Origin of the sequence: Bradyrhizobium ottawaense, from assembly GCF_002278135.3 — a bacterium.
In the GTDB taxonomy this organism is placed as follows: Bacteria; Pseudomonadota; Alphaproteobacteria; order Rhizobiales; family Xanthobacteraceae; genus Bradyrhizobium; species Bradyrhizobium ottawaense.
The window spans coordinates 8,215,163-8,237,595 of sequence record NZ_CP029425.2 but is presented as its reverse complement, the minus strand read 5'-3'; the positions used below and the strand labels follow the sequence as shown (position 1 = coordinate 8,237,595).

At 65.0% G+C, this 22,433-nt stretch carries 22 protein-coding genes; 9 read left to right on the top strand and 13 right to left on the bottom strand.

Annotated features, from left to right (window positions below; genetic code table 11):
• Positions 1–197: 197 nt before the first annotated feature.
• Positions 198–629, top strand: a complete 432-nt coding sequence (locus CIT37_RS38525) for a hypothetical protein (RefSeq protein WP_095425058.1) — start codon at positions 198–200, stop codon at positions 627–629.
• A gap of 129 nt (positions 630–758) precedes the next feature.
• On the opposite strand, the gene CIT37_RS38520 is transcribed toward CIT37_RS38525, so the two are convergent.
• Together CIT37_RS38520 and pyrE are read right to left on the bottom strand one after the other, a co-directional pair.
• The gene (locus tag CIT37_RS38520) at positions 759–1,532 is read right to left on the bottom strand and encodes a DUF2865 domain-containing protein (RefSeq protein WP_161966515.1); all 774 of its coding nucleotides are present in this window, start codon (positions 1,530–1,532) and stop codon (positions 759–761) included.
• Positions 1,533–1,781: 249 nt separating this feature from the next.
• Complete coding sequence (gene pyrE, locus CIT37_RS38515) at positions 1,782–2,345, bottom strand: orotate phosphoribosyltransferase (protein ID WP_008136514.1); 564 nt, start codon at positions 2,343–2,345, stop codon at positions 1,782–1,784.
• A gap of 173 nt (positions 2,346–2,518) precedes the next feature.
• On the opposite strand from pyrE, the gene CIT37_RS38510 reads away from it, so the two are divergent.
• Complete coding sequence (locus CIT37_RS38510) at positions 2,519–3,145, top strand: glutathione S-transferase family protein (RefSeq protein WP_095425059.1); 627 nt, start codon at positions 2,519–2,521, stop codon at positions 3,143–3,145.
• 162 nt (positions 3,146–3,307) lie between these two features.
• Here the strand turns inward: CIT37_RS38510 and CIT37_RS38505 are convergent, their stop codons facing one another.
• From CIT37_RS38505 to CIT37_RS38495, 3 genes are all read right to left on the bottom strand, one after another.
• Positions 3,308–3,943: a LysE family translocator gene (locus tag CIT37_RS38505; protein ID WP_038947327.1), complete on the bottom strand. Its 636-nt coding sequence runs from the start codon at positions 3,941–3,943 to the stop codon at positions 3,308–3,310.
• Positions 3,944–4,218: 275 nt separating this feature from the next.
• Entirely contained in the window at positions 4,219–7,266 is a 3,048-nt protein-coding gene (polA, locus tag CIT37_RS38500; RefSeq protein WP_038973192.1) for a DNA polymerase I, read from the bottom strand.
• Between the two features lie 262 nt (positions 7,267–7,528).
• A complete protein-coding gene (locus tag CIT37_RS38495) occupies positions 7,529–8,596 on the bottom strand; it encodes an acyltransferase family protein (protein WP_038973191.1) in 1,068 nt (355 codons plus the stop codon).
• A 195-nt stretch (positions 8,597–8,791) separates the two neighbouring features.
• Here CIT37_RS38495 and CIT37_RS38490 point away from each other — a divergent pair, with 195 nt between their 5' ends.
• From CIT37_RS38490 to CIT37_RS38460, 7 genes are all read left to right on the top strand, one after another.
• Complete coding sequence (locus tag CIT37_RS38490) at positions 8,792–10,108, top strand: UDP-glucose dehydrogenase family protein (protein ID WP_028140857.1); 1,317 nt, start codon at positions 8,792–8,794, stop codon at positions 10,106–10,108.
• Positions 10,109–10,238: 130 nt separating this feature from the next.
• Positions 10,239–12,713 (top strand): ATP-dependent helicase HrpB, encoded by a 2,475-nt coding sequence (gene hrpB, locus CIT37_RS38485; protein WP_038973190.1) that lies wholly within the window; start codon positions 10,239–10,241, stop codon positions 12,711–12,713.
• Between the two features lie 119 nt (positions 12,714–12,832).
• Entirely contained in the window at positions 12,833–13,345 is a 513-nt protein-coding gene (locus tag CIT37_RS38480) for a TIGR02281 family clan AA aspartic protease (protein WP_028140855.1), read from the top strand.
• 81 nt (positions 13,346–13,426) lie between these two features.
• Positions 13,427–13,705 carry a nucleotidyltransferase family protein gene (locus CIT37_RS38475; RefSeq protein ID WP_312015374.1) on the top strand — a complete coding sequence of 93 codons (279 nt, stop codon included), beginning with the start codon at positions 13,427–13,429 and terminating at the stop codon, positions 13,703–13,705.
• Positions 13,686–13,874: a HepT-like ribonuclease domain-containing protein gene (locus tag CIT37_RS38470; RefSeq protein ID WP_333909149.1), complete on the top strand. Its 189-nt coding sequence runs from the start codon at positions 13,686–13,688 to the stop codon at positions 13,872–13,874. Before CIT37_RS38475 ends, CIT37_RS38470 begins: the two co-directional genes overlap by 20 nt.
• Positions 13,875–13,906: 32 nt before the next feature.
• Positions 13,907–14,041 carry a HepT-like ribonuclease domain-containing protein gene (locus tag CIT37_RS38465; RefSeq protein ID WP_259217911.1) on the top strand — a complete coding sequence of 45 codons (135 nt, stop codon included), beginning with the start codon at positions 13,907–13,909 and terminating at the stop codon, positions 14,039–14,041.
• Positions 14,042–14,198: 157 nt separating this feature from the next.
• On the top strand, positions 14,199–15,698 hold the full coding sequence (locus CIT37_RS38460) for a phosphomannomutase/phosphoglucomutase (RefSeq protein ID WP_095425060.1): 1,500 nt from the start codon (positions 14,199–14,201) through the stop codon (positions 15,696–15,698).
• Between the two features lie 158 nt (positions 15,699–15,856).
• Here the strand turns inward: CIT37_RS38460 and CIT37_RS38455 are convergent, their stop codons facing one another.
• The 8 genes from CIT37_RS38455 to CIT37_RS38420 form a co-directional block, all read right to left on the bottom strand.
• The gene (locus tag CIT37_RS38455) at positions 15,857–16,366 is read right to left on the bottom strand and encodes an Lrp/AsnC family transcriptional regulator (protein WP_011090847.1); all 510 of its coding nucleotides are present in this window, start codon (positions 16,364–16,366) and stop codon (positions 15,857–15,859) included.
• A gap of 97 nt (positions 16,367–16,463) precedes the next feature.
• Positions 16,464–17,387 carry a sugar kinase gene (locus tag CIT37_RS38450; RefSeq protein ID WP_095425061.1) on the bottom strand — a complete coding sequence of 308 codons (924 nt, stop codon included), beginning with the start codon at positions 17,385–17,387 and terminating at the stop codon, positions 16,464–16,466.
• Positions 17,388–17,393: 6 nt separating this feature from the next.
• Complete coding sequence (gene nudC, locus CIT37_RS38445) at positions 17,394–18,332, bottom strand: NAD(+) diphosphatase (protein ID WP_028140851.1); 939 nt, start codon at positions 18,330–18,332, stop codon at positions 17,394–17,396.
• Positions 18,333–18,342: 10 nt separating this feature from the next.
• Positions 18,343–18,762, bottom strand: a complete 420-nt coding sequence (locus tag CIT37_RS38440) for an HIT domain-containing protein (protein WP_028140850.1) — start codon at positions 18,760–18,762, stop codon at positions 18,343–18,345.
• 255 nt (positions 18,763–19,017) lie between these two features.
• Complete coding sequence (locus CIT37_RS38435; RefSeq protein WP_095425062.1) at positions 19,018–20,145, bottom strand: muconate cycloisomerase family protein; 1,128 nt, start codon at positions 20,143–20,145, stop codon at positions 19,018–19,020.
• Positions 20,142–20,897 (bottom strand): SDR family NAD(P)-dependent oxidoreductase, encoded by a 756-nt coding sequence (locus tag CIT37_RS38430; protein WP_095425063.1) that lies wholly within the window; start codon positions 20,895–20,897, stop codon positions 20,142–20,144. The genes CIT37_RS38435 and CIT37_RS38430 overlap by 4 nt, the downstream gene beginning before the upstream one ends.
• A complete protein-coding gene (locus CIT37_RS38425; RefSeq protein ID WP_095425064.1) occupies positions 20,897–21,691 on the bottom strand; it encodes an amino acid ABC transporter ATP-binding protein in 795 nt (264 codons plus the stop codon). The genes CIT37_RS38430 and CIT37_RS38425 overlap by 1 nt, the downstream gene beginning before the upstream one ends.
• On the bottom strand, positions 21,688–22,350 hold the full coding sequence (locus CIT37_RS38420; RefSeq protein ID WP_028140846.1) for an amino acid ABC transporter permease: 663 nt from the start codon (positions 22,348–22,350) through the stop codon (positions 21,688–21,690). The genes CIT37_RS38425 and CIT37_RS38420 overlap by 4 nt, the downstream gene beginning before the upstream one ends.
• Positions 22,351–22,433: the final 83 nt, after the last annotated feature.

Below are 22,433 nucleotides of genomic sequence, written 5' to 3'. Positions count from 1 at the left end.
TCTGATCCCGAACAAGATTGTAACCGGCAAGGGGCCGCTGCGAGGCGGCCCCTTTCATTTCCGGCCATCAAAACTTTCGCGGACCGTTGCCGGGTTCGGAACAAATTAAGAACACTTTAGCAAGTCTTTGATATATCATTGTGATTCGGCACGTTGCCGGCACAATATCTAGCGTCTGTCAGACTTGCGAGGACTACATGTCCCCCATCGCCTTCGATCAATTTGCCCTCACCCGCATCGCCGATTTCGCGCGCTCGCTGTCGCGGCTGCATCAGGCGGCCCGGCGCCAGAGGATCGATGACGACCAGTTCGACCGCGAATTCAACGCGGTGTGCCAGTCGATCTGGGGTTACACCATCGACGACGTCAGCGACGATCTGTTCTCGACCGAGGATCATCTGTTCCTGGACACGCTCGACGAAGCCCATGCGCGCATCTTCGCGGCCGAGCAGGGCTACGATCTCGTCGGCGATCAGGGCATGCTGACGGATTGGTGGGGCTTCTGCTGGATGATCCTGGCCGAGAAGCGCGGCTTGCTGACGCCGGACAACCGCGCCGCCGCGCGCGCGGCGATCGAGGAAAAATACCTGGCGGCGCCGAACGTGATCGGGGTGATTATCGGGAGGTGATCGCCGTGCCCCGGACAAAGCGCAGCGCGCCAAGCGATGCGCTGCAGAGCCGGGGCCCACCTCGCGGCATTCTGGGTCCCGGCTCTGCGTCGCATCGCTTCGCGCTGCGCCGCCGTCCGGGACACGAGATCAATCCAGCCCCGCCCGCTTCGCCGGCTTTGCCGTCTTCGGCACCGTCACGTCGGGCAACGTCTCCCGCACGATCTCCGCAGCGGGCGCATCTGCCGACACCGTCTCTGCCCGCACCGGGGCCACCTTCATCTCGCCGAGGCGGGCGCGGACTTGCGCGGTGAGGCCGGGATAGGAGGCAACCGGGGTGAAGTCGGCGGCCTGGTCGTTGCCGACGCGGATGCCGGTATAGGCGACGAGGCCGTCAGTGGTGGCGATCACGTCGCCGGCTTTCAGCGAGGAGTCCAGCGCGAGATCGACCGGGGCAAGGCCGACCGGCTCGCGGCCGTTGCAGGTGCAGTCGGCGCGCAGCGCCTTGCGATAGGCGAACGCGTTCTCGCTGTCGGCGTAACGTTCGCCGGTCTGCGACGCGGCGCCGTCGATCGAGGAGCCGAAATAGACCTTGGTCGCGCTGGCAGGACAGAACGCCTGACACATCTGGGCCGGCGAGGTGAGGCCGCGCATCAGCGGAAAATATTTGCCATCGCAACTGCGCACGCAGAAGGCCGGGCCCGAGCCGCCAGCCGCCGCCGAACGGGTCGGCGGCACATATTGCGGGGTTGCGGCATTTTGCTGCCCGGTGAAGGGATCGGCGTAGGAGCTCGCCTGTTGCGGCACCTCGCGCTGCGGCCGCTGCTGCTGCATGCCGCCGAAGAAGAAGTCGAACAGGCCTTCGGCCGAAACCGGGGCCGGAGCCGCAAGCAGCGGTGCTCCAAGGGTGGCGGCCACGAGCATCGCGCGACGCCGCCGGCGCGCATGGGACAGGACTGTACGCAACGCTCACTCCACCCGACGCTACTGAACCGGCCGGGACCCCAAGGGGTCTCAGCACATGATTCACCATAAGGCGCGATGGTAAATGAGCAGTTGAGCGGAGGCGGTTTCAAGACGAGGCGGTGGCCTCTTTAGGGCCGGGCGCAGCTTTGGACGGATGGTTGCTTCCGGGGCACACTGAGGCATGACGGCGAGGGATGTTTCGCCGCGTCAGGCCTTCAAGAATTCCGAGGCCTTGTACAGCGAGCGGAATGGCAGGCCGGCCGCACCGAACGTGTCGGTGGCGCCTTCCTCGCGGTCGACCATGGTCAGCACCAGCACCACCTCGGCGCCGGTCTCGCGCACCGATTCCACCGCCTTCATCGCCGAGCCGCCTGTCGTGGTGACGTCCTCGACGATCACGACGCGCTTGCCCTCGAGCGTCTCGCCTCTTGGCAGGCCTTCGATCGCGAGCTTGGCGCCGTGCTCCTTCGGCTTCTTGCGCACGAAGAACGCCGCGATCGGATGGCCCTTGATCCAGGAGATCTGCGCCAGCGCACCGGCGAGCGGCACCGCGCCCATCTCGAGGCCGCCGATGAAATCGAGATTGTCGTCCTTCAGCGCCTCATAGGTCAGCTCGGCGAGCAGGGTCGCCCCCTCTGGGTCGAGCATGGTCGGCTTGAGGTTGAAGTAGAAATCGCTCTTGCGGCCCGACGCGAGCGTCACCTCGCCGCGGCCGAATGAGCGCCGGCGGATGATTTCGAACAGGCGGGCGCGGGAGGCTGATTTCGACACGGCGGTCCCTCGGGAGCGTTTTTAGAGGAGGCGGAATTTATCCGCGACAGCCGCGACATTCCAGAGGGGGCGTCCCTCGTCAACAGGGATCGGCCATCCCCGGCCGCCGGTTGTGGGGGCGCGACGTTCTGGAGTAGGTGGGATGCCAAACCTGTTGGGGAAGGAAGCAAGGAATGACCATCGAGCTGCACACCTGGAACACGCCGAACGGCCGCAAGATCTCGGTCGCGCTGGAGGAAATGGGGCTGCCCTACAAGGTGATTCCGGTGAACATCACCAAGGGCGAGCAGATGGCACCGGGGTTCCTCAAGCTCTCCCCGAACAACAAGATTCCCGCGATCGTCGACCCCGAGGGCCCGGACGGCAAGCCCGTCAGCATCTTCGAATCAGGCGCGATCCTGCTCTATCTCGGTGAAAAGACCGGCAAATTCCTGCCGAAATCGCTGGGTGCTCGGATCCCGGTCTATGAATGGCTGATGTGGCAGATGGGCGGCTTCGGCCCGATGCCGGGCCAGGTGCACCATTTCATCGCGCTCGAGAACGAGCAGGATCGCGCCTACGGCCTGAAGCGCTATATGGCCGAGACCCGCCGGCTCTACGGCGTGCTAGACCATCGCCTGGACGGCCGCGACTTCGTCGCCGGCGACCTCTCGATTGCCGATTTTGCCATCCTGGGCTGGGCCTGGCGTCACCCTCGCCACAAGGTTGAGCTGACCGACTTCCCCAACGTCAAGCGCTGGTACGAAGCCTTGATGGCGCGCCCGGCGGTGAAGCGGGGCATGGAGGCGAAGCTGGATTGATGGGGTCTTGCCCTCTCCCCCTGTGGGAGAGGGTGGATCGACGCGAAGCGGCGAGACGGGTGAGGGGTCTCCATCCTCACGAACAGTCTTGCGAGCGGAGAGAACCCCTCATCCGGCGCTTCGCGCCACCTTCTCCCACAAGGGGAGAAGGAAGAAAGTGCCTCACACCTTCTTCGCTTCCACCGCCATCCGTACCGCGAGCCCGGCCAGCACCGTGCCCATCAGCCAGCGCTGCACCAGCATCCAGCTCGGCCGGTTCGCCAGGAATTGCGCGATCGATCCCGCCGCGAGCGCGATCATCGCGTTGACGCTGACGCTGATCGCGATCTGGATTGCGCCGAGCACTACCGACTGCGTCAGCACGCTGCCGGCGGTGGGATCGATGAACTGCGGCAGCAGCGCGAGATACAGCATCGCGATCTTCGGGTTGAGCAGGTTGGTGACGAAACCCATCGCGAACAATTTGCGCGGACTGTCGATGGCGAGCTGTTTCACCTGGAATGGCGAACGTCCGCCCGGCTTCATCGCCTGCCAGGCGAGCCAGAGCAGATAGCCCGCGCCGGCAAAGCGCAGCGCGTCATAGGCAAAGGGAATGGCGAGCAAGAGCGCCGTGATGCCGAACGCCGCGCACAGCATATAGAACACGAAGCCGAGCGCCACGCCGCCGAGCGAGACGATGCCCGCCGCCGGCCCCTGCGTGATCGAGCGCGAGATCAGATAGATCATGTTCGGCCCCGGCGTGAGCACGAGGCCAAGGCAGACGAGGGCGAAGCCGAGCAGGGCTGAGGTGTGGGGCATGGGTGAACCGGTGCGGGAGATGGCACGGTTCTAATATGCGAGGCGAGGTGGGGCCATCGCGCAATTGCTCGGAGGACAATTCAGGTTCTCGCATGTCACTCCAACGTCGTCCCCGCGAACGCGGGGACCCATACCCCCAGGGAGAAGTTTGACGCGCGATAGTCATGGGCAATCTTCGCCAAACCCGATCCAGTGGCTATGGGTCCCCGCTTTCGCGGGGACGACACCGACCGTGTGGCGTCAGCGAGTGCAAGCGGGAGAGGTAAAGAGCAGCCTCAATGCGCCTCGTCCCAGTTGTTCGCCGCGCGCGCATCGACATGCAGCGGCACCGACAGCAGCACGGCCGGGAACGGTGCGTCCTGCATCACGTGCTGCACGACGGGGAGCGTCGCCTCGACCTCGGCGTCGGGCACCTCGAAGATCAATTCGTCGTGCACCTGCAGCAGCATTTGCGCCGACAGCTTCTTCTCGGCGAGGGCATCCTCCACCCGCGTCATGGCGCGGCGGATGATGTCGGCCGCGGTGCCCTGGAGCCGCGCGTTGATCGCGGCGCGCTCGTTGAAGGCACGCACCGAGGCGTTGGAGGCCTTGATGTCGGGGTAGTGGCATTTGCGGCCGAACAGCGTGGTGACATAGCCATTCTGCCGGCAGAAATCGCGCGTCTCGTCCATGTAGGCGCGGATGCCGGGGAAGCGCTCGAAATATTTCTTGATGTAGGCCGAGGCCTCCTCGCGGGCGATGCCGAGCTGGTTGGCGAGGCCGAACGCGGAGATGCCGTAGATGATGCCGAAATTGATCGCCTTGGCGCGGCGGCGGATTTCGCTCGGCATGCCCTTGATCGGCACGCCGAACATTTCCGACGCCGTCATGGCGTGAATGTCGAGACCGTCGCGGAACGCCTGCTTCAGCACGGGAATGTCGGCGATCTCCGCCAGCAGCCTGAGCTCGATCTGCGAATAGTCCGCGGAGACGAGCTTGTGTCCGGGTGTTGCGATGAAGGCGCGGCGGATTTTTCTGCCGTCCTCGGTGCGCACCGGGATGTTCTGCAAATTCGGCTCGTTCGACGACAACCGGCCCGTCGTGGTCGCGGCCAGCGCGTAGGTCGTGTGCACGCGATGGGTCTGCGGATTGACGTAGGTCGGCAGAGCGTCGGTGTAGGTCGATTTCAGCTTCGAGACCTGGCGCCACTCCAGGATCTTCTTCGGGAAGTCATGGCCCTGCTCGGCGAGCTCGTCGAGCACCTGCGCGGTGGTCGACCAGGCGCCGGTCTTGGTCTTGGTGCCGCCGGACAGTCCCATCTTGCCGAACAGGATGTCGCCGATCTGCTTGGGGCTGCCGACATTGACCGGCTCGCCCGCGATCTCCTGGATCTCGGCCTCGACGCGGGCCGCGGTCTGGGCGAAGTCGCCGGACAGGCGCGACAGCACCTGGCGGTCGATCGAGATGCCGCGCCGCTCCATGCGCGCAAGCACCGCAACCAGCGGCCGCTCCAGCGTCTCGTAGACCGCGGTCATATGCTCGGCGACCAGGCGCGGCTTCAGCACGCGCCAGGCGCGCAAGGCGACGTCGGCGCCTTCCGCCGACAGTGCCGCGGCCTTGTCGATCGGCACCTGGTCGAAGGTGATCTTGCCCTTGCCGCTGCCGAGCAGCTCGTTCTCCTTCAGCATGGCGTGTCCGAACCAGCGCTCGGACAGCGATTCGATCGCGTGCGACCCGCGGCCGGCATCGAGCACGTAGGAGATCAACTGCGCATCGTCGGTGTTGCGCAAGGTGATGCCGTGCTGCGCCAGCATGACGGCGGTGAATTTGAGATCGAAGCCGATCTTGAGAATGCCCGCCGATTCCAGCACCGGCCGCAGGGCCTCGATCGCATCGGCATGCTTGACCTGATCAGGTGCAAGGCCGGCGTCGAACAGGCCGGCCCCGCCGCCAGCTTGCTTGTGCGCCAGCGGCACATAGCAGGCCTCGTTCGGCGCCAGCGCCAGCGCGATGCCGCAGAAATCGGCCTGCATCGGGTCGATCGAGTTTCCGCGGATCTCGACCGCGACATGACCGGTATCGTGGATGCGGGCGATGAAGGCGTTGAGCTCCTCGAGCGACTTGATCGTTTGATATTTGGCGCGATCGACTGGAAGCTTGCGCAGCGCCTCTTCGCGCGCGGCGGCCAGCGAGATCGGCGCGCCCTTCGGGCTCGCAGCCTTGTCCTCCTTGCCCGCTGACTTGTTGGGCTCTTTCGCCCGGGCTTGCGCCGACGTATCGCCGCCCGGCGCAGGCACGACATCGGAGGGCGGCAGCGTCGTGAACACGCTGGCGCCGCTGGCATAGCCAGGGTCGGCATCGACATTGGCGGGATCGATTTGCGAATATTCGGCGACGCGTCGCGTCAGCGTCGTGAATTCCATGGCTTTCAGGAAGGCGATCAGCTTGCGTGCGTCGGGCTCGTGGACCGCGAGGTCGTCCAGCGGCACATCGAGGTCGACCTTGTCGTCGAGTAGCACGAGCTGCCGCGAGATCCGCGCTTTCTCGGCATTCTCGAGCAGCGCCTCGCGCCGCTTGGGCTGCTTGATCTCGCCGGCGCGGAACAACAGTTGATCGAGGTCGCCATATTCGGTGATCAGCTGCGCCGCGGTCTTGATGCCGATGCCGGGCACGCCGGGCACGTTGTCGGTGGAATCGCCGGCCAGAGCCTGTACCTCGACGACCTTGTTCGGCGGCACGCCGAATTTCTCGATCACCTCTGGGATGCCGATGCGGCGATCCTTCATGGTGTCGTACATGGTGACGCAATCGGTGACGAGCTGCATCAAATCCTTGTCGGAGGACACGATGGTCGCGCTGGCGCCGCGCTCGCAGGCCTGCCGCACATAGGTTGCGATCAGGTCGTCGGCCTCGAAGCCCACTTGTTCCAGGCAGGGCAGGTCGAAGGCGCGGACCGCCTCGCGGATCAGCGCAAATTGCGGGATGAGATCGTCAGGCGCCGGCGCCCGGTGGGCCTTGTACTCCGGGTAGATCTTGTTGCGGAACGTGACCTCCGACTTGTCGAAGATGATCGCGAGGTGCGTCGGCCGGTTGTCTTCCGGCATGTCGCGGAGCAGCTTCCACAGCATGTTGCAGAAACCGAGCACGGCGTTGACCTGCAGGCCGTCAGACTTGCGGTTCAGCGGCGGCAGCGCGTGGTAGGCGCGGAAGATGTAGCCGGAACCGTCGACCAGGAAGATGTGGTCGCCCTTGCCGGCCGCCTTTGCTGCAACCGGTTTGGCAGCAGCTGTCGCGGCAGTGGGGGGATCGGCTTTGGCGGAGGTCTTCGGGGAGGTCTTTGGCATGGCCGCAATGTATGAATTTTTGCGGGCTTTGACAGCCTTGGGAAGGGGATTTTTGCCCTCAGCCCACACTCAATTGTCGTCCCGGACAAGCGCAGCTCTTGGCAACGCGTAGCGTTGCCGGGAGCGGAGCGTCGATCCGGGACCCATAGCCACAGGGAGGAGTTTGGCGAAGGCTGGTGGTGACGAGGCCCTGGTACGGAAGCCACGATCCATCGATAGATCACGCGGTATGGGTCCCTGCTTTCGCAGGGACGACAGATTGCTACTCCGCCGCCTGCAACACCGGCCCAGCCTTCTTCGGCGCAATCCAGAACGCCTCCGGCCGCTCGAACAGGAAGTGCGCATTGAGCCGTAACGCGCCCCGCCAGATCGCGAGTGCGCCGAGTACGCCGGCGACGGTGACGATCAGCGATACCGTGCCGATATCGGGAATGATGCCGGTGCGCAGCAGCAGCGTCCGCGTTGCCGCCATCGGCAGGAAGAAGGCGAGATAGATCACGATCGAATGCTCGCCGCAGAAGCGGAAGAAGTTCAGCCACTGCGCGCGCGCGAGCAGCGTGCCCATCGTGATGATGGCGCAGGCACCGGCAAAGCCGAGCACGAGCGAGACGACCTTCCATTCGCTGGCCCCCGACGCGACGAGGCCGGCATTGACCAGTGCCCAGGTCGCGAGCGCTGCGAGCGCAAGGACGGGATGCTTCCGCGCGCGATCCGACAGCGCGAACACGTAGGGCGCGAACAGATAGCCCGAATAGAAATAGACGAAGCGTGAGCAGAACTCGTCGATCGCGGTCCAGCCGGTCGAGATCCGGGCTGTCTCCAGGGCGGCGGCGACCAGCCAGATCGCGAGCGGCGGGAATTTGCGTGTCAGTTTTGTGACGACGAAGAAGACCGGCAGCAGATAGATGAACCACAGCGTGCCGAACGGCTCGATGAAGGATTCGAGATACAAGAGACCAACGTGATGCCAGCTCGTCTCCGCCGCGAAAGCGGGCGCCTTGAAGCCGAATTGGATTGTCACCCAGACGACATAGAAATAGGCGAAATGCACCACCTTGCGGTCGAGATAGGTTCGCCAGTCCCGATCGATCACCAGCGGCAGGAACAGGCCCGAGATCAGGAAGAAATCCGGCATCCGGAACGGCTTTGCGAAGGCCACGGCGACATGCATGAAACCGGTCTCGCCGGCGGCGAGCTCGACCCCCAGCACCGAATGCATCATCACGACCATGATGATGCAGATGCCCTTGGCGTAGTCGATCCAGTCGACACGCGCGGCAGAAGGGGATTGGCTGCCTCCGCTCCCTGCAATTGTGCCAGATGGTGCCATGGTGTCTCTTTTCGAGGCGCGTTCCGCCCTGTCCTGTTCGGGTGCGAGGCAGTGTGGGGCCTGCACGGTTTCCGACTTCTTTACCGGTTCAATTCCCATGCCGCTTTTTTGCCTGCGGACTGTTCCCTCCCCTCGGGAAAATGCTAAACCGCCTCGTGTCGGGGTTTCGTTAACCAATCTAGAACAGGGATTTTCATGCGCATCGCGATGATCGGCACGGGTTACGTGGGACTGGTGTCCGGAGCCTGCTTTGCTGATTTCGGTCACGACGTCACCTGCGTCGACAAGGACGAGAAGAAGATCGCGGCGCTCCATCGCGGCGAGATCCCGATCTACGAGCCCGGCCTCGACGAGTTGGTCGCGACCAACGTCAAGGCCAAGCGGCTCGACTTCACCACCGATTTGTCCAAGCCGGTCGCCGATGCCGATGCCGTGTTCATCGCGGTCGGCACGCCGTCGCGGCGCGGCGACGGCCACGCCGACCTCTCCTATGTCTACGCCGCAGCGAAGGAGATCGCGCGGTCGCTCACCGGTTTCACCGTCGTGGTGACGAAGTCGACCGTGCCGGTGGGCACCGGCGACGAGGTCGAGCGCATCATCCGCGAGACCAATCCCAAAGCCGACGTCGTGGTCGCGTCCAATCCAGAATTTCTGCGCGAGGGCGCGGCGATCCGTGACTTCAAATTTCCCGATCGGGTCGTGGTCGGCACCTCCGACGAGCGCGGCCGCAAGGTGATGGGCGACATCTACCGTCCGCTGTCGCTGAACCAGGCGCCGCTGATGTTCACGGAGCGTCGCACCGCCGAGATGATCAAATACGCCGCGAACGCGTTTCTCGCGACCAAGATCACCTTCATCAACGAGATCGCCGATCTCTCGGAAAAGGCCGGCGCCAACGTCCAGGAGGTCGCGCGCGGCATTGGCCTGGACAACCGCATCGGCACCAAATTCCTGCATGCCGGTCCCGGGTTCGGCGGCTCGTGCTTCCCGAAGGACACCAAGGCGCTGATCAAGATCGCGCAGGATTACGACGTCTCCCTGCGCATCGTCGAATCCGTGCTGGCCGTGAACGAAAATCGCAAGCGCGCGATGGCGCGCAAGGTCAGCCAGGCGCTCGGCGGCTCGCTGCGCGGCAAGACCATTGCGGTGCTCGGCCTCACCTTCAAGCCCGACACCGACGACATGCGCGATGCGCCGTCGATCCCGCTGGTGACAGGCCTGATCGACATGGGCGCGACGGTCAAGGCGTTCGATCCCGTCGGCATGGAGCAGGCCAAGGGCGAGCTGCCCGATATCACCTATTGCGAGGACGCCTATTCCTGTGCGCAAGGTGCCGACGCGCTCGTCATCGTCACCGAATGGGTGCAGTTCCGTGCGCTCGATCTCGACCGGCTGAAGAGCGTCATGGCGCAGCCCGTGGTCGTCGACCTGCGCAACATCTACCGCCCCGAAGACATGGAAGCCGCCGGCTTCACCTATGACAGCATCGGCCGCCCGCCTGTGCAGGGCTGATCGCCACACACGATTGTCATACCCCGCGAAGGCGGGGTATCCAGTAATCCCGATCTTCGTGATGATCGGGATCTGAGTTGACTGGATCACCCGCCCGGCGCGCAAGGCGGGTGATGACGGATGCGAGATCTTGCCCCGCAGTTTCGACACACCCCTCCCGATCGATGCCGTGCTCGACGACTTGTCGCGCGCGCTGGAGGCCAGCAATGCCGCCGTGCTGGTGGCGCCGCCCGGGGCCGGCAAGACCACGCGCGTGCCGCTGGCCTTGCTCGATGCGCCCTGGGCGAAGGGCAAGAAGATCATCGTGCTGGAGCCGCGGCGTATCGCGGCGCGCGCCAGCGCCGACCGCATGGCCAAATCGCTGGGCGAGCGCGCCGGCGAGACCGTCGGCTATCGCGTCCGGTTCGGCTCGAAGATCTCGCGCACCACGCGCATCGAGGTGGTGACAGAAGGCATCTTCACCCGCCAGATCCTCGACGATCCCGAGCTGTCAGGCGTTGCCGCCATCCTGTTCGACGAATTCCACGAGCGCTCGCTCGATGCCGATATGGGCCTCGCGCTGGCGCGCGATGCGCAGACCGGTCTGCGCGAAGACCTGCGCATCCTCGTGATGTCGGCGACGCTCGATGGCGCGCGCGTCGCAAGGCTGCTTGGGCAAGCGCCCGTCGTCGAGAGCGAGGGGCGGGCCTTCCCCGTCGAGACGCGCTATCTCGGCCGCAAGGCGGATGCGCCCATTGAGCGGCAGATGGCGGATGCGATCGCATCCGCGCTGCGTGCCGACAGCGGCTCGGTGCTGGCGTTCCTGCCGGGCGCCGCCGAAATCCGCCGCACCCAGAATTTCCTCGGCGAGCGCGTGCAGGACGCCTCGATCGAGATCGTGCCGCTGTTCGGCGCGCTCGATGCCGCCGTGCAGGATCGCGCCATTTCGCCTGCACCCAAAGGCATGCGCAAGGTGGTGCTGGCGACGTCGATCGCGGAGACCTCGCTGACGATCGAAGGCGTACGCATCGTGGTCGATTCCGGTCTTGCCCGCGTGCCGCGCTACGAGCCCGACATCGGGCTGACGCGGCTCGAGACCGTGCGCGCCGCGCGTGCGGCAGTGGATCAGCGCCGCGGTCGCGCCGGCCGCACCGAGCCGGGTGTCTGCTACCGGCTCTGGGACGAGCCGCAGACGGCTTCGCTCGCGCCCTACACCCAGCCGGAAATTTTGAGCGCCGACCTGTCTTCGCTGGTGCTCGATCTCGCGCAATGGGGTGTGAGCGATCCCGCCGCGCTGTCGTTCCTCGATCCGCCGCCGGCGCCCGCGTGGAAAGAGGCAAAAAGCCTCCTCTCCGAGCTCAACGCACTCGATGGCGATGGCCGCATCACCGCAGAGGGAAAAAGCCTGCGTGCACTGGCGCTGCCGCCGCGGCTGGCGCGCATGATCGTGGATTCGCATCGCGCAGGCGAGGGCGAAGCCGCCGCCGAGATCGCGGCCATCATCACCGAGCGCGGGCTTGGCGGCGACAGCGTCGATCTCGAGCATCGGCGCGATCAGTTTCGCCGCGACCGTTCGCCGCGCGCCGCCAGCGCGCGCGATCTGGCGCGGCGCTGGGCCTCGCAAGTGGCGGCTTCGGAGAAGGCGGGACCGCAGGATGATCTCTCGACCGGCTTGATGCTCGCCTATGCCTTCCCCGATCGCGTCGCGCGCAATCGCGGCAATGGCAGTTTCGTGCTGGCCAACGGCCGTGGCGCCGTCGTCGAGCAGACCTCCTCGCTCGCCCGCGCGCCCTACATCGCGATCGGCGAGATGACCGGGACGGCGGCGAGCGGGCGTATCCTGCTCGCCGCGCAGATCACTGAGAGCGAGATCGAGCGGCATTTCGCCGAGCATATCGAGAGCGCCGACGAGATTTCGTTCGACCGCGGCGCGATGGCGTTGCGCGCGCGGCGCAAGCGCGTGCTGCATGCGATCACACTGTCCGAAGCCACACTTGCCGTCTCGCCCTCCGAGGATACCGCGCGCATTTTCGCGGATGGATTGATCGCCGCCGGCCTCGATCGGCTGCCCTGGTCGAAGGCTGCAAAGCAATGGCGCGACCGGGTGATGTTCCTGCGCAAGGCCGAGGGCGACAGCTGGCCCGACCTGTCCGACGAGGGATTGATCGCGCGCCGCGACGACTGGCTGGTGCCGGCGCTCTACGACAAGATCGCGCTCAAGGACATTTCGCCCGGCGATCTCTCCGACGCGCTGATGGCGCTGCTGCCGTGGGAGATGCGCGCGCGGCTCGAGCGCGAGGCGCCGACGCATTTCGAGGCGCCGACCGGAAGCATGCTCGCGATCGACTACGAGGCCGAGCAGGGGCCGACCATCGCGGTGCGGCTGCAGGAATTGTTCGGCCTCAACAGCCATCCCTCGATCGCCGCCGGCAAGGTGCCGCTGGTGCTGGAATTGCTGTCGCCGGCGCAGCGCCCGGTGCAGGTGACGCGCGACCTTCCCGGTTTCTGGCGCGGCAGCTACGCCGCGGTCCGTTCCGACCTGCGCGGCCGCTATCCCCGTCATCCCTGGCCGGACGATCCGGCCAGCGCCGTGCCGACCCGGCGGGCCAAGCCGCGCGGGACGTGAGGGCGCATTAACCGTCCGCTCATCCTTTTCGTCAAAATAGCATCGCTCTGGCCGCAGCAATGCTCGCGGCTTGGTGTGCCGCGTGTTGAAATCGAGCTTTCCGGCTCGGAAGTGGTGTGATGCGTAACATTATGATCATCGCAGCCGTCATGATCGGCCTCGGCACCTTCATGGCGCAGATGGCGGACAGGATGAGCTCCGCCTCCGCAAGCTCGGCGCCGCGCACCACTGTCGCCGTCGCGGCCACTGCGCCCGCCGGGGGCCGCAGCCTCGCCGTTTCCCGCGATGGCCGGGGTCATTTCCAGACCGAAGGCCGGATCGAGGGTCAGCGCATCGGCTTCATGCTCGACACCGGCGCCTCCGTGGTTGCGCTGAATGAGACCTCGGCGGCCCGCTTTGGCCTGCGTCCTTCGCGCAGCGATTACAACGCCACCGTCTCCACCGCCAACGGCACCATCAAGGCCGCGCGCACCCGCATCGCGATGCTCGAGGTTGGCGGTCTGGTCGTGCGCGACGTCGACGCCATGGTGCTGCCCGACGAGGCGCTGTCGGAGAACCTGCTCGGCCTGTCTTTCCTGTCCCGCCTGAAGCGTTTCGAATATTCCAACGGCCAGATGGTGCTGGAGCAGTAGGCCCGCCCGGAGGGGCATTGGCGGGGGCTCCCGCCGGGCCGAACAGGGTGCTATATTCTGTCCATGAATGGACCCGATGCAATGGCGATCCTGCGAAAGTCCGAACGCGCCCTTCGCGAGCGGGGCGTTTTGCATGCCGCGTTGTTCGGCTCGATGGCGCGGGGTGAAAATCACTCCGGCAGCGATGTTGATATCATGGTCGAGATTGATCCAGATGCGCGGATCACTGTGTTCGACTACGTCGAACTCAAGGAATACATTTCCAATCTGTTTGACGGCCCGGTCGACGTCGTCAATCGCGATGGTCTGAAATCATACGTCGCTCCTGCCGCGACGGCCGATGCCGTCTATGCCTTCTGATCGCATCGACGGGACCCTGCGGGACATCCTGCATCACATCGACTTGGCGACCGAGTTCGTCGGAAGTCTCGATCGCGAGGCGTTCGCGGCGGACCTCCGGGCGGTCTATGCCGTTACGCGATGTCTGGAGATCATTTCAGAAGCGTCTCGCCGCCCCCAGAGGATCTGAAGACCAGGCACCCGGCCATTGCATGGAGACAGATGGCGGCGGCGGGCAATGTCTATCGCCACAACTATGAAGATGTTGCTGCACATCTTGTGTGGGAAACTGTTCAGCAGGCTCTGCCGGCTCTCAAGGCAGTCGTCGAAGAGGAGATTGCACGACTGCAGAGTTAGCTCATTCCGGTCATACATTTGGTACTGCCCTCGCGGTAACGTTTCTTCGTTACCAAACTGCCGCAATTATCGGCCATAAGCCTTCATTCCCGCCTTCCGCTGCGGCCCTGCATTCGCTAAGGCTGCCTCAATTCCTGCCCTTCACGAGACCATCTCAATGTTCCCGAAGCCGAAATCCGTCCTTTTGCCCAACACCTACGCCTTCGAATCCGAGCCGATGGTGAAGCCTACGGGCTTTCGCGAATACGACGCGCGCTGGTTGTTCCAGAAGGAAATCAACCTGATGGGGGTGCAGGCGCTCGGCATGGGGCTGGGCGCGCTGATCGCCGAGCTCGGCGTCAAGCAGGAGATCGTCACCGGGCATGATTTCCGTGGCTATTCGGCCTCGATCAAATACGCGCTGATCTCCGGCCTGATGGCTGCGGGTTGCAAGGTGCATGACATCGGTCTTGCGGTGACGCCGATGGCGTATTTCGCGCAGTTCGATCTCGACGTGCCCGCTGTTGCGATGGTGACCGCCTCGCACAACGACAATGGCTGGACCGGCGTGAAGATGGGCGCCAACCGTCCGCTGACTTTCGGCCCCGACGAGATGACGCGGCTGAAGGAGATCGTCCTGAACGCGGAGTTCAAGAACAAGGCCGGCGGCTCCTACCAGTTCCACGAGAACTACCCGGCGCGCTACATCGCCGATCTCACCAATCGTCCGAAGCTCAAGCGCAAGCTCAAGGTCGTCGCGGCCTGCGGCAACGGTACCGCCGGCGCTTTCGCGCCGCAGGTGCTGGAGGCGATCGGCTGCGAAGTGATCCCGCTCGACACCGAGCTCGACCACACCTTCCCGAAATACAATCCGAACCCCGAGGACATGGAGATGCTGCACGCGATCCGCGATGCGGTGCTGCATCACAAGGCCGATGTCGGCCTCGGCTTCGACGGTGACGGCGATCGCTGCGGCGTCGTCGACAATACCGGCGAGGAGATCTTTGCCGACAAGGTCGGCGTGATGCTGGCGCGCGACATGTCGGCGATCCACAAGGACGCGCAGTTCATCGTCGACGTGAAGTCGACCGGCCTGTTCGTCACCGATCCGGTGCTGCAGAAGCAGGGCGCCAAGGTCGCCTATTGGAAGACCGGCCATTCCTACATGAAGCGCCGCACCAACGAGACCGGCGCGATGGCGGGCTTCGAGAAGTCCGGCCATTTCTTCTTCAACAAGCCGTATGGACGCGGCTATGACGACGGCCTGGTGTCGGCGATCGCGATCTGCGACATGCTCGACCGCGCGCCGGGCAAGTCGATGGCGGACCTGAAGAACGCGCTGCCGAAGACATGGTCGTCGCCGACCATGTCGCCGCATTGCGCCGACGAGACCAAGTACGGCGTCATCGACCAGGTGGTGAAGCATTTCGAGGGCTTGCAGGCCAAGGGCGCCAGGATCGGGGGACAGGCGATCCGCGACCTCGTCACCGTCAACGGCGTGCGCGTCACGGTCGAGGACGGCAGCTGGGGCCTGGTGCGCGCCTCCTCGAACAAGCCCGAGCTCGTCGTCGTGGTCGAGAGTCCGGTCTCGGAGCAGCGCATGCACGACATGTTCGAGATGGTGAACAGCGTGCTGCGTACGCATCCCGAGGTCGGCGAGTACAATCAGACGATTTGAGCAGTTTCAGAGATACTGGACGCCGCTATCTCCGCCGTCATGCCCGGGCTTGTCCCGGGCATCCACGCCTCTCCTCTTGCGCGAATGCAAGGACGTGGATGGCCAGGACAAGCCCGGCCATGACGATTGCCGAAGGAGCGTCGTCCTCCGTCGAGCAGCTAAGCCGCCACCACCGCCGGAATCGGCAGCGCTGTCACCGACTTGATCTTCTCCATCGCGAAGCGCGAGGTGACGTTCTTCAGCGGCACGGCGCTGATCAGCTTCTTGTAGAACACGTCATAGGCCTGCATGTCCGCGACCACGACGCGCAGCATGTAGTCGACGTCGCCGGCCATGCGATAGAACTCCATCACCTCGGGCATCGCGCTGACGGCTTCGGCGAATTTCTTCAGCCAGGCGTCGGAATGGTCGGAGCTCTCCACCGAGACGAACACGGAGATGCCGAGCCCGATCTTGTTCTGGTCGACCAGGGCCACCCGCTTCAGGATCACGCCGTCAGCCTCCAGGCGCTGGATGCGCTTCCAGCAGGGGGTCGAGGACAGGCCGACGCGGTCGCCGATCTCGGCGACGGACAGGGAGGCATCCTCCTGCAGCACCATCAGGATCTTGCGGTCGATGGCATCGAGGCGGCGGCTGGTCTCGGGGATCTGGACGGCGAGGTCGGTCATTTGAAGAACTTTGTTCCATTTCAGGGGCTGATTTCCCTGATATAGAGAAAATCTTTCCCCAGCAAGCCCATAATCTCGGCTCATCGATGGAATTGCTCTAGGGCCTCCCTCGCAAAAATCCTTCAACTTCAATACGTTGGGGTGCAGCCATGCCGCCGCCATGGCGGGTGCATTTCAGTGGTGCAGCAGCCGCGGCGAATCGCAGCGCCTCCGGCACCCCCTTACCCTCGGCGAGGCCAAGCGCGAAGGCGCCATGAAAGACGTCGCCGGCGCCGAGCGTATCGACCGCCTGGACCGGGAAGGCCGCCGTCTCTTCCGGCTCGCCTGCCTCGTTCAGCCAGATCGTACCGAGCGGACCGCGGGTCGCGGCAAGGAAGGCCGGCGTCAGCCTGGCCAGGCGTTGCAACGCCTTGGCGTCGTCGGCGATGCCGGCGGTCTCCTGCACCTGCTCGCTGGCGAACAGCAGATGCGAGGCGGCGGTCAGCAGGCCGTCCTGCAACGACATCGCGCGATCGACGCCGACGATGACGGGAATGCCGCGTCGCCGGGCCTCGGCGCAGAGATCAACGCAGAATGAGGCACAGCGGCTTTCGACGAGGACCGCACGGCAATCGGCCAGCAATTCGTCGGCATTGGGCAGCTTCACGCGCCACAGGCCGGGATCGCGATAGATCGTGAGCGTCCGCTCGCCCGAGGGATCGATCATGATCGCCGAGACCGGCGTGGTCATATCAGGCATGCGCACGATATGCGTGGTGTCGATGCCCTCCTGCGCCATTTGGTCGAGGATGAAGCCGCTCGATGTCTCCCGCGCATCGCCCATGGGGCCAGCGAAGAAGACGTGACCACCAAGCCGCGCAATCGCGATCGAGGCATTGAGCGCGTTGCCGCCGCAGATCTCGGCGAGGTGGCTGGCGTTGGCCTTGCTGCCGCGCGCCGGCACGGACTCGACCCGAAAGGTGAGGTCGCGCACCGGAATGCCGATGCAGAGGATTCGCGGCGCGATCCCGGGTGCGGCCATCGGCGGTCAGCTCTTGTCGTGCACCCAGCGGCCGAGCAAATGATGGGCGATGGCGAAGGGATGCGGGCCGGCGAGCCCGTCCGGATGCGTCCGCGTCAGCATCAGAGCTGCCTCCTCGCGCGTGAACCAGCGCGCATCCTCAAGCTCCGAGTGATCGACGATGATGTCCTCGCTCACAGCTCGCGCGCTGCAGCCGATCATCAGCGACGACGGATAGGGCCAGGGCTGCGTCATGTAATATTGCACGTCGGTGCAGCGGATCCCGGATTCTTCCAGGATCTCGCGGCGCACCGCGTCCTCGATGGTCTCGGCGGCCTCGACGAAGCCGGCGAGGCAGGAATACATCCCTGCCGGAAACTGCTTCTGGCGGCCAAGCAGGCACTTGTCGCCGGAGGCGACGTGCATGATCACGACAGGGTCGGTCCGGGGAAAATGCTCGGCCTTGCAAGCCGGGCACTCGCGCTTCCAGCCGCCTTCCTTCATCGCGCTGCGCGAGCCGCAATTGGCGCAATAGCCGTGGCGCTGGTGCCAGCCGACCATCGACTTCGCCATCGCGATCGCCGACAGCTGGTCGGGAGGAATCGCGCCCTGCATCGCCATGCCGCGCAGCTCGGTCACGGTGTAGTCCTCGCGTCCCACCAGCTTCTCGGCGGCGGCCTGCGACAGGCCCATGCCGAACATCGCGGCGCCATCCCGCAGCCCCAGGAAGATCGTGCCGGGATTGGCGCCGCACTTCAGCGCCTCGTCGATCGAGAGCAGCGCGCGAATTTTGTCGCCCTCGCGCTTGACCAGGAGCGAGTCGCGATAAACGACATAGGCGCGCGAGGTCGGCTTCTGCTCCATCGCGAACAGCTTCTGGTCGTCGCGGCGCAGATGCGCGGCGCGATCGAGGATGTTGGTGACGAAGGCCGGCTGTCCCAGCGGAAATGCGTTGAATGCTGACATTATCGTTCTTTCAACCCAACCAGATCTTGCGGCGAAGCGCGCTGATGAAATTCTGAACCTCTGCGGCGTCATGCGCCAATGGCGGCATCACGCCCCAGACCGGCCGCGGCCAGGCCGCGTCACTGGTGCGGCGCGCGATGATGTGAACGTGAAGCTGCGGCACGAGGTTGCCGAGCGCCGCGACATTGAGCTTGTCGCATCTGGTGATCTCCTTCAGCGCGCGCGAGACGCGGGAGATCTCCGTCATCAGCTGCGCCTGCTGCACCTCGTCGAGATCGATGATCTCGACCGCATCGGCGCGCCGAGGAACCAGAAGGAGCCAGGGATAATGAGCATCCTTGATGACCAGCACCTTCGACAGCGGCAGATCGCCGATGTCGATGGTGTCCTCTTTCAGGCGGGAGTGCAGCGACCAGGCGGGTTCGGGCATATGCGTTTCCGGATGGCCCGGTGGGTTCGGGCGTGTTCGGCACGACCATACGATAGGGATTCCCTGAGGGGAAGGATGGCGCCCCGCTGTCACCGCATACGCGGTCGTCGTCCCGGACAAGCGAAGCGCAGATCCGGGACCCATAACCACAGGCAGTCGTGTGGCGAAGACTCGTGGTTGCCGGCTCGCGCGCCAACCTCGCCTTGTGGTTATGGATTCCGGGCTCGCGCTGCGCGCGCTCCGGAATGACGGAAACTACGCCTCCGCCAGCACCCGCGCATTGGCGCGGACCGAGGTTTCGCTGACGCGAATGCCAAGGCCGGGCCCGTCGGGCACCACGACATGGCCGGCGCGGTTGGCGACGCGCTCTTCCAGCACGTCCTCGGTCAGCACGTGGTGCGGCATGTAGAATTCGCAGCCGAGCGAGATGCCCGGCGTCGCCGCGATCAGCTGCGTGCCGGCGGCTAGCCCAATGCCGCCTTCCCACAGCGTGCCGCCATAGCCGGGCAGCCCGGCGATGTCGGCGATCGCCATGATCGCCTGCGCCTCGAACAGGCCGCCGGCCTTCATCAGCTTGATCGAAACGGCATCGGCGGCTTCGCGGCGCACCACTTCCATCATGTCGCGGCGGTCGAAGCAGCTTTCGTCGGCGAGCACGGGCGTTTCCAGCGCGGCGGTGAGCTGCGCCATCACGTCGAGGTATTTGCGCGGCACCGGCTGCTCGATGAAGGTTGGCGCAAACTCTTCGACATCGCGCAAGATCTTGATGGCGCCGAATGGCGCGAGTGCCTGGTTGTAGTCGACGCGCAGATCGACCTTGTCGCCGAATTCTTTCCGGATCGCCTCGAGATGATCGAGATCCTCGCGGTGCGGTTTCACGCCGGTCTTGACCTTGTAGATGACATTGCCGTCCGGAACCATCTTTCGCATGCGCTCGAGGTCGGCGGCGAAATCCGGATCGGCGATGGAGAAGGAGAGGGGAATCGTGTCGCGCACGCGGCCACCGAGCAGGTCGGCAACCGACAGCCCCGACGATTTGCCGACGATGTCGAGCAGCGCCATCTCGATGGCAACTTTGGCCTCGGCATGGCCGACCAGCGCGCGGTCGAGCTCTGTCATCAGCGCGCGGATCCGGCGCACCGGCTTGCCGAGCACGATGGGACGCAGATAGATGTCGAGCGCGGCGAACGCGGCTTCCGGCGTTCCCGTGAACACCTCCCATGGCGCGGCTTCACCCCAGCCGATCACGCCATCGCTCGCGGTGAGCTCGATCAGCACGCGCTTCACCGTGCCCTTGACGTTGCCGACGCCCTGCAGGCGCGCCATCTTGATCGGGCTTTCGATCAGGAACAGCCTGAGACGTTCGACGGTCGCTTCGCTCATGTCAGGCCTCCATTGACGTGCCAGACCTGGCCGGTGACGTAGGATGCTTTGGGGGATGCCAGGAAGGCGATGATCTCGGCGACCTCTTCCGGTCGCCCGCGGCGGCGCATCGGGATCAGCGCTTCGGTCGCCGCGATCTGCTCGGGCGACAGCCGGCTCTCGCCCGGCTTGTCCTTGATGATGAGGCCCGGCGACACCGCGTTGACGGTGATGCCGTCGCTGGCGAGCTCGATCGCGGTCAGCCTCACCAAGGCTTCCAGCGCGGAACGGCTCGCGGCCGTTGCCGCGAACGGTGCGAATTCGGGCCGGATCGCATGTGCGACGAAGGAGGACACGGCGACGATCCGTGCATCATGCCCCGCGCGCAGCAGTGGGAGCGCGGCATCAACAAGACGCGTGAAGGCCAGCGCCGACTCGTCCATCGCCTGCCGGAACTGATCGGCCGGCGTGCCGATCGCGCTGCCGCGGCGGGCATGGCCGCCGACCAGGATCAATCCGTCGAGCCGGCCGAAGGCGGCTTTCGCGGCGGCGATGGCGACGGTGGCCGCGCTCTCCTCGGCGAGGTCGCCGAGGCATTTTGCGGCCACGGCGCCCTTCGCTTCAATGTCCACTGCGGTGTCTTGAAGACCTTCCGCGTTCGATCGCGTGTGCAGCAGAAGTGCGGTGCCGGGCGCCGCGAGCAGCTTTGCGGTGGCACGGCCGATGCCGCTGGCGGCACCGGTGACGAGATAGACGCGGTTGATATCGGACATCACGATGCCGTTGTGGCCGTCGGCAGCGCGCCGGTGCGGTGGAAATGGCTGAGGAAGGCACGCGTGGCGGCTTCCCTGGGATTGTCGATCACCTGCCGCGCCGGGCCTTCCTCGACCACGACACCGTCGCGCATGAAGATGAGGCGGTCGGCGACCTCACGGGCAAAGGCGATCTCGTGGGTCACGATCACCATGGTCATGCCTTCGGAGGCCAGTTGCTGGATCACGCTCAGCACCTCGCCGACCAATTCAGGATCGAGCGCAGAGGTGGCCTCGTCGAACAGCATCACATCGGGCTCCATCGCCAGCGCGCGGGCGATGGCGACGCGTTGCTTCTGTCCGCCGGACAGCGTCGCCGGATATTGGTCGGCCTTCTCGGCAAGGCCGACCTTGGCGAGCTGGGCACGCGCGAGCGTCTCCGCGTCCGCCTTGGCCATGCGCCGCACCGTAACCGGTCCCTCCATCACGTTCTCAAGCGTCGTCATGTGCGGGAACAGGTTGAAATGCTGGAACACCATGCCGGTGGTAGCGCGGAATTTTGCCAGCGTCTTCACATCAGGCAGTTTTGCACCTTCACCAAATGCAAAGCGCGTGTCGCCGACGCGGACGCTGCCGCCGTCGGGCACGACCAGCAGATTGATGCAGCGGAGCAGAGTCGACTTGCCGGAGCCCGACGGGCCGATCAACGCCACGACGCCGCCCTTGGCGACCTCGAGATTGATGTTCTTCAAAACCTCGTTGCTGCCAAAGCTCTTGCGAAGGCTGCGGATCTCGATCTTTTGCGTCTCGCTCATTCGCTGACCGCCAGTCGCTTCTCGCCGCGGCGGACGAGGATGGTGAGCGGGATCAGGATCGCCGCATAGGCGACCGCGACCGCGGTGTAGGTCTCCAGCGGCCGGTAGCTGTCATGGGCGGCGACCTGGCTCTGATAGACGAGGTCGGGCACCGCCAGCACCGAGACCAGCGAGGTGTTCTTGAACTGGATGATCGACTGGTTCATCAGCGCCGGGATCATGCGCTTGATCGCCTGCGGCAGCACGATGCGCCGCATGGTCTGGATCGGCGTCATGCCCAGCGCGGCGCCGGCTTCGGACTGGCCGCGGTCGATCGAGATGATGCCGCCGCGGATGATCTCCGAATAGAACGAGCCGCCATAGAGCGAGAGCGCCAGCGCCGAGGCCGTGATCGGCGTCATCTCGACGCCGGCGAGGATCGGCAGCGCGTAATAGAACCAGATCAGCTGCACGAGGATCGGCGTGCAGCGGAACGCCTCGATGAAGGTGAGCGCGAGAAGACGCAGCGCCTTGAACCGCGACAGGGTCCCGAACGCTCCGAACAGGCCGAACAGCAGCCCGCACACGACGATGACGACGGTGAAGCCGACGGTGACGCCGAGTCCGTTGAGAAACAGCCAGCGATAGCTCCAGAGGATGCCGAAGTCCCACTGATACATGCGTATGTTACTCGTCGTACGCCTTGGCCGCTGGCGTTGTCGTTCCGGGGCGATGCGAAGCATCGAACCCGGATCCTCGAGAT